Raw genomic sequence first — 12433 nt, forward strand, 5'->3', positions numbered from 1 at the left:
ATGACAGACGAGAAACGCTCTAGCACAACTCAATTACTGGATGCCCCGAGCGATCCGCAGCCCACCGTTGCAGTGGTCGGAAGTGGGCCTTCCGGATGCTATGTCGCGACCTTTCTTGCGAAGAAGTGGCCGCAAGCCGAAATCACGGTCTTTGAGTCGATGCCGACGCCCTACGGTCTTGTTCGCTACGGAATAGCGGCTGACCATCAAGGCACCAAGAATGTGACACGTCAGTTCGACCGACTTTTCACGCGAGACGGTGTCCGGTTTGCCGGCAACGTTTGTGTCGGCACCGACATCGCGTTCGCAGAGCTTGCTCCTTGCTTCGATATCGTCGTGCTCGCGACGGGGCTTCCCCAAGATCGGTCGCTGGGCATCCCGCAACAAGCAGGGACTCGCGTGATCGGGGCTCGAACGCTACTTGGAGCGCTCAACGGCCATCCGGTACAGGTGTTTCCGCGTAACCCTGATGGGCGGTATACCGCCCTCGGACAGCAACTGGCCGTAGTCGGCATGGGTAATGTCGCCATCGATGTGGTTCGGCTGATGTCGAAAGACCCCCACGAGCTGGATGGTTCGGACATCGATGATGAGCTCTTCGAGCAACTCCGCCCCAGCAGGCCCAGCAGCATCGACGTCATCAGTCGGTCTGGGTTGTCTCTGGCGAAGTTCGACCTTGCCATGTTGCGAGAGCTCCTGTCCCTGCCTAATGTCGACGTCGCCGCAAGCGGCTTGACCGACGACGACAACGGACCCGCCGCAGAACTGTTGCGTCCGCGTATCAGCACCGTCAACGACTCATTCACACCGGAAGGGACGCGCACTCAGGTGCGCCTCCACTTCCAAGTCACTCCTGAATCCATAACATGCAGCGGTGGTCGGACCCTCCTGAGGGCGAGCACGCACCATGGGCCCAATGGTGGGACCGAAATAGTCGTCGACTCTGTGATCACAGCAATCGGATTCACCCAGGGTGCTCCAGAAGACCGGAGCTGTCCGACCGTGGAGTGGTCGGGGGACAATGTCTACCGCGTCGGTTGGCTCAGCCGCGGACCGCAAGGCGCCATCCCCGAAAACCGCAAGGACGCTCGCCGGGTGGTCGACACGATAACCGACGACGTGGAAAGCGGGCGGCTCAAAATCGGCAGAGCGGGCTTTACCGCGGTGGAGTCGTCACTGCGGAATGTGGTCACTTTCGCCGATTGGCAGCGGATCGAGGCCTTCGAACAGCGAGAAGCCCCGCCCGGCCGATGCCGGCGCAAGATCACCGATCGAAAGCACATGCTGTCGATCGCAAGCTCAGCACCTGACTCGGCCGATGCACTCCGCACAGCGCAGAGCGCCGGTCATACCCGAGCACAACAACAACCTCACAGGGAGTCGGATCAATGAACGCGGCCACCATCCTCTTCGGCACCGAAACCGGCAACGCCGAGATGGTCGCCGACGAATTAGTCACGGCGTTCGACTCTTTCGGCTTCACAGGTGATGTCCACAGTATGGCGGAGTACCCAGTGGAGAATCTCTGCGGGCAACAGATGGTCGTCCTCATCACCTCCACCTACGGAGAAGGTGACCTGCCCGATACCGCCATTCCATTCTTCGACGCACTGAAACAACGGAAGCCCGATCTCTCGTCCATGCGTTTCGCCGCCTTCGGCCTGGGCGACAGCAGTTATGACACCTACAACAACGGGATCACAACACTTATAGACGCGGTCGCCGATCTAGGTGCGACGCAGATCGGCGAGACCGGTCGCCACGATGCCGAGAGCGGCCTCGACCCCTGCGATACCGCGATGGCATGGCTCCACGAGATGTTTGCATCTGTCGAAGTGTGAGGCCACAGGCTCACCACCGCCACACGTGATACGAGGAGAAACTCAACCATGCCACGCACATCACCGCTGAGCGCAGCCATCATCCCCGATCCCCACTCGGTGGCACTCGATGACTGGGGTCCGCTGCCCGAGGGAACAGGGGCACCGATGGCCACTGAAGGCAAGAAGCTCTGGGCCGGCGACGGATTACTCGAAGTCGGCATATGGAAATGCGAGCCAGGTCCGTCACGCTGGAAGTTCGGAACCAACGAATCCTTCACGATATTCTCCGGCCGGATGACGGTGACCGAGGATGGCGGCCAACCGCTCGAACTCACCTCCGGTGACAGCGCGATATTCCCGGCGGGATGGAGCGGTGTATGGGAACTTCATGAAACGGTGCTGAAGGTGTACACCGTGTTCTGACTGTTCTTATGCGTACCGCTAGAGCCGAAGTCCTGCTGCGGTCTCACTATCTGCCATCTCCCACGGACCTCACGTCGAGTGTCCGTCGCCGGCGCCAACCGTCGGCCGACTCTTGCTTCCTGGCGAACCAACTGGGTGCACGCTGCAGGACGTCAGAACCAGAGCCGTAAGAGCAGGCGCGTCACCACAGATGAAACCAAAAGAAGAAATGGAGATGTCGTCAATGCCTCAGACAGTGCGCGGTGTGATTTCCCGGAGCAAAAAGCAACCCGTCGAATTGGTCGACATCGTCATTCCCGACCCGGGCCCGGGCGAGGTGGTGGTCGATGTGATCGCCTGCGGGGTATGCCATACCGACCTGACCTACCGCGAGGGCGGCATCAACGACGAGTATCCGTTCCTGCTGGGGCATGAGGCCGCAGGCACGGTGGAAGCTGTCGGTGACGGGGTCACCAACGTCGCACCCGGCGACTTCGTCATCCTCAACTGGCGCGCGGTCTGCGGACAGTGCCGGGCCTGCAAACGAGGCCGCCCGCAGCTGTGTTTCGACACATTCAACGCCACCCAGAAGATGACCCTGACCGACGGCACCGAACTGACCCCCGCCTTGGGCATCGGCGCGTTCGCGGACAAGACCCTCGTGCACGAGGGTCAGTGCACCAAGGTCGATCCCGACGCCGATCCGGCGGTCGCGGGCTTGTTGGGCTGCGGAGTGATGGCCGGTATCGGCGCGGCCGTCAACACCGGCAACGTGGACCGCAACGACACCGTGGCCGTGATCGGCTGCGGCGGTGTCGGTGATGCCGCGATCGCCGGTGCCGCCCTGGTGGGTGCGAAGAAGATCATCGCCGTGGACACCGACAACAAGAAACTGGACTGGGCCCGTGAATTCGGCGCCACCCACACCATCAACGCCCGCGAACTGGACCCGGTCACCACCATCCAGGACTTGACCGACGGTTTCGGCGCCGATGTGGTGATCGACGCGGTCGGACGCCCCGAAACCTGGAAACAGGCGTTCTACGCGCGCGACCTGGCCGGCACCGTGGTCCTGGTCGGGGTACCGACGCCGGAGATGACCCTGGAGATGCCACTGGTCGACTTCTTCTCCCGCGGCGGATCATTGAAGTCCTCCTGGTACGGCGACTGCCTGCCCGAACGCGACTTCCCCACCCTGATCAGCCTGTACCTGCAGGGCCGGTTGCCGCTGGAGAAGTTCGTCTCCGAACGCATCGGCCTGGACGGTATCGAGGAGGCCTTCAAGAAGATGCACGCCGGTGAAGTCCTGCGCTCGGTGGTGATCCTGTGACCGGGCCCGCGCAGATCCAGCGCGTCGTCACCCACGGCACCTTCGAACTCGACGGTGGCAGTTGGGAAGTCGACAACAACATCTGGGTCGTCGGTGACGATTCAGACGTGGTGGTGTTCGACGCCGCCCACACCGCCGCGCCGATCATCGACGCCGTGGCCGGCCGCAACGTGGTTGCGGTGGTATGCACCCACGGGCACAACGACCACATCACCGTCGCCCCCGAACTCGGCACCGCCCTCGACGCGCCGGTGCTGCTGCACCCCGCCGATGAGATGTTGTGGCAGATGACCCATCCCGACAAGGATTTCCGCAGCGTCACCGACGATTTCGTGCTGCGCGTCGGCGGCATCGAGCTGCACACCCTGCACACCCCAGGGCACTCCCCGGGCTCAGTCTGCTGGTCAGCTCCCGAACTCGGCGCGGTGTTCTCCGGAGACACCCTGTTCCAGGGCGGCCCCGGCGCCACCGGGCGGTCGTTCTCCGATTTCCCGACGATCCTGGACTCGATCTCCAAGCGGCTGGGCACCCTGCCCGGTGAAACCGTTGTCTACACCGGACACGGCGACACCACCACCATCGGCGACGAAATCGTCAACTACGACGACTGGGTCGCCCGCGGCCACTGACAAGCGTACGTGTGACTGCAACAGAGTGAATATGGTTGGCCTGAAACGACATCCTAGAAGCTGAGTTGCAGATTCATCGTCTTCCATTGGCGCGCGTGCTGAATGCTGTTGTACACGGGCTCGCCGGCGAGTTCGATTCGCGCGCAGCGCTCCGCCACCGCAGTCATGATTGTGTCGGCTGATTGGCGTGCCAAAATCTGCCCCATGCACGTATGCAAGCCAGCAGCAAAGGCAAGGTGCTGGCGTCCCTCGGTTGCGCGGGTGTAGTCGAACCGGTCAGGGTCTGCAAAGACCCGCTCGTCGCGGTTGGCCGATGCGAGGAGCACGTAGACCGTCGAGCCAGCCGGTAGGACAGTGCCGGACAACTCCACTTCCTCGAGCGTCAGACGCGTCACTCCAGTCTCCGGAGTGACGAACCGGAGTAGCTCGTTGATCACCTTCGACCGAACTGAGGGATCGTCTCGGAAAGCAGCGAAAAGCTCAGCGTCCCTGGCCATGCGTTCCAAGCCATGCGCGGCAAGCGTCACCGTCGAGAAGTGGCCGGTCGCCAGGAAGAGCATGATGTTGGCCGTGGTCTCCCGCCGGGTCATGTCGCCGCGCTCTTCAGCCTCGATATAGGCGGAGATGACGCCAGGTTGGGGATCTCGGCGTACCCGCTCTAACGCATCGTTGCAATAGTTCTCCAGCCATGCACTGCCCTCGGCGCCGGCACGCAGATCGCCCTCGCTCGCCACGACACCGAAGCCCCGGGCAAACTCATACGTGTAATGGCGTACCTCATCGGCATGTTCGGCACTCATGCCCAGCATGGAGCACATCGTTGCATGCGTTGGAACAAGGCACAATTCACGGACCGCCTCGATCTGCCCCGTCGCTTCCGCGGCAGACAGCGCGCGTTCCACGATCGCCGCCGTGGTGGACATCCAACTCCGTACCGATTTGGGCGTGAACAGCTTGTTGACGAGTCTTCTGTGCCAGGTGTGTTCAGGTGCATCGATTCCGATTACGGCTGAGTGGAAGATATCGAAAGCCCCGAAATCCAACTGCTGCACCGAACTTTTCGTGTGCCGCAACAGTGTGGAAACGTCGTCGTAGCGCGATACGACGTACCTGCCGTCCTCGAGCTGGAGGACGGGAAATTCGTCACGAAGCCGGCGGAAATGGGGGTACGGCTCCTCCAGGAACTCGTCGCGATAAAACGGCAAGAGCTCCGCCAGATCCGGCGCGGTGGGAGAGCCTGCGCTGGCGCGGCCGTCGTGTGACGGCGTTGTGGGGATCATGGAGAGATTCTCCAGCCCCTCGCGCGCGGACACACTAGACGAAATGCCGTGGCCCGACGAGATGTATCTGACGTCTTGTCATCATGCCTTGATCTCGAGACCCGCAGGCGCCGAAGTCACCTGCTCTCGTGAGGGCGAGAGATCGTCGCCAACACGCTTCTGATCTCGACGAGTACCGGGCGCGTCTCGGCTCCGGTTCGCACGGCGGTGTACACCTGGCGGACGGGCCGGCCCGGGAGATCGACGAGCTGGGCCTCGGCTCGGCGAGTTTTCCACACGAGGTCGGGCAGAACTGCAACAGCATGATCCGTCTCTGCCAGTCGCGCCTGCACCAACAGATCGGCCGACTCGTAGCGAACATCAGGCTCGAAACCTGCTGCTCGGCATGCTGATTCAGCCCACGCCCGAGCGGGCTTGCCGATCGGCTCCAGCACCCACGGCAGATCGGCGAAGTCGGCCAACTCGGCCCGTGTGGCGTTCGGTAGCAACTTCGGACCCACGTAGAGCCGTAACACGTCACTCAGCAGCGGCCGCCGCTCGATTCCCGCCGGTGGCGGTGACTCATGCCCGGGGTACTGCTCACCGAGCACCAGGTCGAACTCACGGGCCAGGAGGGCGGCCGCTCCGGCATCAGGCTGTATCTCCGACAGGTACACCGTCAGCCCAGGATGGCGTTCGCCCATGATACGCAGTAGATCTGGAATCAGCGAGATGGCCGCCGTCTGGAATGTGGCCACTTTGACGACGCCGACAATCTCCGAGCGTGTTGCCGCGAGCGCGGCCTCGGCGCGGTCGATCTGTTGGAGGATTCGCTCGGCATGTTCGACCAGGATATGGCCGGCTGCGGTCAATCGCACACCTCGCCCGACCGGCTCGATGAGTCGAACACCCGCCTCGGTCTCCAGCTGACTGAGCTGCTGGCTGATGGTCGAGGTGCTGAATGACAGGGCCTGCGCCACTTGTGCCAGTGTGCCGCGCCTACTGAGTTCCACCAGCAGACGCATGCGATGCAGGTTTAGCACTGCGACTCCTTTCAATTCGGTTTTCTCGAACAATATAAGGCGAAATCTATCGCTGGACCGATCATTAGCTTGATGCGAGAGTAGATGCAGTCGGGTTCGCCACCTTTCAGCGGCTCGAAATCCTCTGTCAACCAGCTCAATTGAGTTGGACGCCGCACATCGCAGGAGTACCGATGGGTGCACGCACCGATTTTCTGTTTCTGTCCGAACCGGACTGCATCGACGCAGGCGTTCTCGACGTCTCACGCTGCGTCGATGTCTGTGAGGAGGTGTTCGGACTTCTCGCTCGGGGCGACTACCTGATGGGAGGAACGAACCACAACAGCCACGGCATGGGAGTTGTCTTCCCGACGTCCAGCCCGTTCCCGAACATGCCGGTGGCCGGCCCAGACCGGCGTTTCGTCGCGATGCCGGGGTACCTCGGAGGCCGCTTCGATATCTGCGGCAACAAGTGGTACGGCTCCAACCACGCCAACACCGCGAAAGGGCTGCCGCGATCTGTCCTGACGTTGATGCTCAACGACAAAGAGACCGGGGAGCCGCTGTGTCTCATGTCGGCCAACCTGTTGAGCTCCGCCAGAACCGGGGCGGTGCCGGCGGTCGCGGCACGTCATCTGGCGAGCGCCACAGCACGTTCGGTGGCAGTGCTCGGTTGCGGGCCGATCAACCGGGCCTGCCTCAAGGCGATCGCCAGTCAGCTGCCGAACCTCAAGCGGGTGTATTGCTACGACATCTTCGAGGCGGCGGCCGAGAAGCTGGCTGACTGGGCGCGGCAGACTCTGGGAGTCGACGCCATCGTCGAGAGTGATCTGCAGACGGCATTGTCCGACGCCGAAGTCGTCACCGTCGCCGCTTCACGGGTGAAACCCCTGGTCATCCAGAATGACTGGCTCGCTCCCGAGGCAACCGTTCTCATCTCCGGACCGATCTCGGCAGATGACGCATTCTGGCTGGACAACCGCATCGTGCTCGATCACGTTGCCCTGCACGAGGCTTATGTGGAAGAGGCCGTCGCGTCTCCCGACAAACAGGCCGCATACAACGGTGTCATCGGTGGCCCGGTCTACCGCTTGATCGACGACGAGAGGCTGCCGCCGCTCAGAGATTTCACCGACCTCGGCACGGTGCTGCGGACACCCGCCGAACGTGATCACGGCGATGGCCGGCGCACGGTGTTCATCGCCTGCGGCATGTCGGTGTTCGACCTCGGCTGGGGATTCGAAACCTACAGCACGGCGCTCGCCAAAGGCATCGGGACGCCCCTGACGCTCTGGGACACACCGTTCGCGGAATGACCACCACTCACCCCATGGAGACACCGAAGTGAACAAAATCAAGAACTACGGCGATCTCGTTCGATTGGGAGACAGCGAATCACGGTCGATTGTCCTGGACATTGCCGACAGAGTTCTGACCCGATTGGACGCCTACCATCGAATCAAGGACATCACGAGTCTCGATGGCGACGTTCTCACCATCGGCACTCGCAGCTGGGACCTGTCGACCAAGAAGAACATTTATCTGGTCGGCGCAGGCAAGGCCTGTAACCACATGGCCATGGCGATCGATGAGATCCTCGGCGACCGTCTCACCCGCGGTATCGCGATCGTCAAGATCTCCGAGGACAGCGATCGGTTCCAGCGCACCGAAGTTCACATCGGGGGGCACCCGATTCCTGACGAAACCGGTCATAAAGCCGCGCTTGAGATCCTGGCGCTCGCCGATCAAGCCGGCCCTGATGACCTGTTCATCGCCGTCATCTCTGGTGGATCGTCAGCGCTGATGAGTTGTCCCATCGAGGGAATCACGTTGCAAGACGAGATGGACGCCACCGACGTCCTACTCAAGAGCGGCGCAGGGATCTACGAGATCAATGCCATTCGGCGACACATCTCACAGACCAACGGCGGTCGCCTCGCCCAGCGCATTGCCCAATCCGGTGCGGAACTGATCGGCTTCGGAATTTCCGACGCAGTGGGCAATCCACCGTCTGGTGATATCACCAGGCCTTACGCCAATTACGCGTCCACCCCTATTGGCCCGGACAGAACAACGCTCGCCGACGCGCGGGCCGCCATCGACAACTACGACCTCGCGGACCGGTTACCTCGGTCGATTGTCGACTATCTCAGGTCTGCCGGTGCGGAAGACGAGACGCCGAAGGCATTCCCGCACAACACATATTTCCTGCTGAACACACTCCCCGATTCCTGCCTGTACGCCAAGGAAATCGCCGAGCAGATGGGACTGCGGGCGCTGATCGTGAGCTCTTTCCTCGAAGGTGAGAGCAGCGATGCCGGAACATTTTTCGCCTCCATAGCTCGCGAGGTCCAAGCCAGCGGAAACCCGGTCGCACCGCCCTGCGTCCTTATCGCGGCCGGCGAGACCACCACCCATATTCCGGACAACAGCGTCATCGGTGGACATGGCGGGCCCGGTCATGAACTGGTGGCCGGATTCGCGCTTGCGTCTGCGAAAACGCTTGGTGCTGCCATGATCTCACTCGACTCGGAAGGCACCGACGGCACCACCACAGCTGCAGGCGGATTGTGTGACTCGACAAGTCTGGCCCGCGCCGAACAGGGCGGCGTGAACCTGCACGAAGCCCTACGTACTCACGCCACCCACGAAGCGTTGGCCGCCATCGGCGACGCAGTCTTCACCGGTAACACCGGGACCAACCTGTGCGACCTGAACATCCTCTACATCCCCGCGCGCCAAGCCTGACCCGCCCCGGATTCGAAAGACATCATGAAAATCACCTCAGTGACCGCACGCCAGCTCCTCGACTGCAAGACGCGACCTCTCGTTGAGGTCGAAATAGCCACGGACAGAGGTCATATCGGGCGAGGTGCCGCACCGACAGGCAGCTCCGTGGGCGCACATGAAGCGTTCATCCTCCGTGACGGAGACCCCACCGAGTACAACGGGCTCAGCGTTCACCGCGCCGTCGACGCAGTAAACCACGAGATCGCCCCAGCGCTGGTCGGCACGGAGCTCGACCTCGAAGCCAACGACAGACTCCTGATCGACCTCGATGGCACACCCAACAAGAGCCGTCTCGGCGGCAACGCCATCTACTCGACGTCCATCGCCCTGTTGCGCGCTACCGCCGCAGCCGCAGGCCTGCCCACCTACACGTGGATCGCCCAGCACTTCGGCCCCGGGCCGGTGACACAGGTTCCGGTGCCGAGCTTCAACATGATCAACGGCGGACGCTACGGCAGTGTCGTGCAGCCCTTCAATGAGTTCATCGTCATGCCGTACAACGCGTCCTCGGTTCAAGATGCCGTCGAGAAGAGCGTGAAACTGTTCGGTGTGCTCGAAGAAGTGCTCACCGAGTACCTGGGGCATAAGCCGCAGGTGGCGTCGTCGTACGGATTCGCCAGCCCGACCTCGGATCCGCGGGAAGTGCTGCGGCTGCTGATGACCGCGGTGGAGCGCGCCGGTGTTGCCGACACCATGGCCTTCGCTCTGGACTGTGCGTCCAGCGAGATGTACGACGCCGCGGACGGAACCTATGAGCTCAACGGGGAACGTGTCAGCTCCGATGATCTGATCGACTACACCCGCCGGCTCAGCGACGAGTTCCCATTCGTATTCATCGAGGATCTGCTCGACGAGGATGACTGGGCCGGATACAGCAAGGCGGTGGCGACAATCGACAAGTCGATCATCCTGGGTGACGATCTGGTGGTCACCAACCGCGATCGTCTGCAGCGCGCAGTGGAATCGTCCGCAGTCGGCGGATTCATCCTCAAACCCAACCAGGTCGGCACGATCACCGAGGCGCTCGACTGCTACCGCTACGCAGTCGATCACCACCTGCTGGCCATTCCGTCCGGCCGTTCCGGCGGCGTCATCGACGATGTCGTGATGGACCTATCGGTGGGTTTATCGGTGCCGTTCCAGAAGAACGGTGCACCGCGGTCGGGCGAACGCATCGAAAAACTCAACTTCCTACTGCGGGTTGCGGACACCACGCCCGGGTGTGTTCTCGCCGACGTGCCTGCCATCGTCAAGTTCTAGTTGCACCCACACAGTTTCGAATAGGAGCGCGACCATGACCGACCTCAAGATGACGGTGGCCGAACGAACTGAGTTCCTGGCCGACAGCCACGTCGCCATCATCGCCATCGAGCGGCAGGACAGACCGCCACTGACCGTCCCCATCTGGTACCGCGTCGACGAAACCGGTGGTATCGAGATCTGGACCGAACTCGGATCGTTGAAGGAACGATTCATCCGAGCCGCTGGTCGATTTTCCCTTGCAGTGCAACGGGAAACCACACCGTACCGCTACGTCTCCGTCGGTGGATCCGCATCGATCCGCACGGATATCCCCCGCGAGGGCGTACTGCCCATCGTCCGCCGCTACGTTTCCGACGCGGAGATGGACGAATATCTGGACGCGAACTACACCGACAAAGCGGTGTTGATCACCATGCGCCCCGAAGTCTGGAACTCAGCCGACTACGCCAAGGAGTCGGCTACACCGGCCTCCGACGCCGTCATCAGGTGATCATCACCCCTGGCTACGGCATGGCCATAACCAGGCCCAATACAGCGTGGCCAACCTGACCCGCAAGCTGCAGGAACGCGGCGTCAAATGTGCGCTTCGGCATCCACCCCGCCGCCGAAGATCCCGGCAGCCCCCGCGTCAGCGACATTCTCTCAGCACTGTGACGGTTGGGGTGTTCCGTTCGATTCGCATCGCTGACGGTCGAGGCGGGCGGACAGCCGTTAATTATCTTGTAGCACACCACAATATCCGTGCCGAGAGAATTTCGCACAGCGCCGCCTCACCCACTCCTGGTAGCCAGAAGATGGCTCGTACCCACGTAGAAAACACGGCCGACAAATCATCGACGCCTCTGTTAACCGACACGAACACGATGCGACCTGTGCGCGGATGCGCCGCTAGTCGTAGGTGATGACAATCGATTCCGACGAAGGCTTGGCCTGGCAGGCCAATCGGTAGCCGTCGGCGAGCTCGTCGGCGTCGAGCACGTCATTCTGCTCCATCTCAACGGCGCCCTCGATCAGCTGGAAACAGCACGCACCGCACTCGCCACTACGGCAGGAAAAGGGAGCATCAACGCCCTTGGACAGCAGGTACTGCAGCAGAGGTACATCAGACGGCCAATCGTCGAAATCGAAGCTCGCACCGTTACAGGAGCCCTTGACGCTGGAAAGGTCCGCTCCCGGCTCAGAAACCATCTCCTCAATCTCGAACGGGTTGCCGCTCAAGGACTGAAACACCTCGCGCTTCAGGCGGTCACCGGGAAACCCCTGCGAGCTCAACGCATCAGTGACCGCATTCATGAACGGCTCCGGCCCGCAGGCGTACGCGGAGTAGTTCGGGTACACCGATGCGAACCGCTGCAAATCAGCTGTGCCGGGAAGTGATTGCAGCTCCTCCAGCCAGTGCACAACATGCAGCCGCTCCGGGTGGTCTTTGGACATGACGCGAAGCTGTTCGGCGAAGATGACTGCCGCCGGGTCCCGGTTGGCGTAAAACAAGGCCACGTTTCTGTCGGTCTGCGTCAGAACATACTTCGCGATCGACATGACAGGCGTGATCCCGCTGCCGGCGGCGAACAGGAGAACATCGGCGTCCTGTGCCGGCGGGACGAAGTTACCAGACGGCGGCAGTGCGGTGAGGGTGTCCCCGGCCGCCACATGATCGCACATCCAATTCGACGCGTAGCCCTGCGGTGTGCGCTTGACGGTGATAGTGACGTCGTCCTCGTGAGGCGCACTCGACATCGAGTAGCACCGTGCCACCGTTCCACGATCGGATGGAATGCCGATGGTGAGGAATTGTCCCGGCTTGTAAGAGAGCGGTTCGGAAGCCTGCAGCCGAAAGGACTTGGCGTCGTTGGTTTCCGCTGTGACCGAGACGACTCGGAATTGGACTAGATGGGTCAAGGAAGGAGACTCCAAC

12 protein-coding genes are annotated in these 12433 nt (G+C 61.9%); 9 read left to right on the top strand and 3 right to left on the bottom strand.

Translation table 11 applies throughout. The features are described from left to right. The 5 genes from M1247_RS10730 to M1247_RS10750 all read left to right on the top strand — a co-directional run bounded on the left by M1247_RS10730 (position 1) and on the right by M1247_RS10750 (position 4184). Positions 1-1392, top strand: a complete 1392-nt coding sequence (locus tag M1247_RS10730) for an NAD(P)-binding protein (protein ID WP_317156300.1) — start codon at positions 1-3, stop codon at positions 1390-1392. After that, positions 1389-1841, top strand: coding sequence for a flavodoxin domain-containing protein (locus M1247_RS10735; protein ID WP_317156301.1), 453 nt, complete (start codon positions 1389-1391; stop codon positions 1839-1841). Before M1247_RS10730 ends, M1247_RS10735 begins: the two co-directional genes overlap by 4 nt. Positions 1842-1889: 48 nt before the next feature. Further along, the gene (locus tag M1247_RS10740; protein WP_317156302.1) at positions 1890-2246 is read left to right on the top strand and encodes a cupin domain-containing protein; all 357 of its coding nucleotides are present in this window, start codon (positions 1890-1892) and stop codon (positions 2244-2246) included. Positions 2247-2469: 223 nt separating this feature from the next. Continuing rightward, positions 2470-3555 carry an S-(hydroxymethyl)mycothiol dehydrogenase gene (locus M1247_RS10745; RefSeq protein ID WP_317156303.1) on the top strand — a complete coding sequence of 362 codons (1086 nt, stop codon included), beginning with the start codon at positions 2470-2472 and terminating at the stop codon, positions 3553-3555. Next, positions 3552-4184, top strand: coding sequence for an MBL fold metallo-hydrolase (locus M1247_RS10750; RefSeq protein ID WP_410506853.1), 633 nt, complete (start codon positions 3552-3554; stop codon positions 4182-4184). Before M1247_RS10745 ends, M1247_RS10750 begins: the two co-directional genes overlap by 4 nt. A gap of 53 nt (positions 4185-4237) precedes the next feature. Here the strand turns inward: M1247_RS10750 and M1247_RS10755 are convergent, their stop codons facing one another. After that, complete coding sequence (locus M1247_RS10755; RefSeq protein WP_317156304.1) at positions 4238-5464, bottom strand: cytochrome P450; 1227 nt, start codon at positions 5462-5464, stop codon at positions 4238-4240. A gap of 116 nt (positions 5465-5580) precedes the next feature. After that, a complete protein-coding gene (locus M1247_RS10760) occupies positions 5581-6468 on the bottom strand; it encodes a LysR family transcriptional regulator (RefSeq protein WP_317156305.1) in 888 nt (295 codons plus the stop codon). A gap of 191 nt (positions 6469-6659) precedes the next feature. On the opposite strand from M1247_RS10760, the gene M1247_RS10765 reads away from it, so the two are divergent. From M1247_RS10765 to M1247_RS10780, 4 genes are read left to right on the top strand one after another with little or no spacing between them, the layout of a single operon-like run. After that, positions 6660-7781 (top strand): tyramine oxidase subunit B, encoded by a 1122-nt coding sequence (locus M1247_RS10765; protein WP_317156306.1) that lies wholly within the window; start codon positions 6660-6662, stop codon positions 7779-7781. A gap of 28 nt (positions 7782-7809) precedes the next feature. Continuing rightward, positions 7810-9213, top strand: coding sequence for a glycerate kinase type-2 family protein (locus tag M1247_RS10770; RefSeq protein WP_317156307.1), 1404 nt, complete (start codon positions 7810-7812; stop codon positions 9211-9213). A 21-nt stretch (positions 9214-9234) separates the two neighbouring features. Next, positions 9235-10515 (top strand): phosphopyruvate hydratase, encoded by a 1281-nt coding sequence (gene eno / locus M1247_RS10775; protein ID WP_317156624.1) that lies wholly within the window; start codon positions 9235-9237, stop codon positions 10513-10515. A 34-nt stretch (positions 10516-10549) separates the two neighbouring features. After that, complete coding sequence (locus M1247_RS10780; RefSeq protein WP_317156308.1) at positions 10550-11008, top strand: pyridoxamine 5'-phosphate oxidase family protein; 459 nt, start codon at positions 10550-10552, stop codon at positions 11006-11008. Positions 11009-11406: 398 nt separating this feature from the next. On the opposite strand, the gene M1247_RS10785 is transcribed toward M1247_RS10780, so the two are convergent. Continuing rightward, the gene (locus M1247_RS10785) at positions 11407-12432 is read right to left on the bottom strand and encodes a 2Fe-2S iron-sulfur cluster-binding protein (RefSeq protein ID WP_317156309.1); all 1026 of its coding nucleotides are present in this window, start codon (positions 12430-12432) and stop codon (positions 11407-11409) included. Between the last annotated feature and the right edge of the window lies 1 nt (position 12433).

It is taken from the genome of Mycobacterium appelbergii, assembly GCF_032883035.1.
GTDB lineage: Bacteria > Actinomycetota > Actinomycetes > Mycobacteriales > Mycobacteriaceae > Mycobacterium > Mycobacterium appelbergii.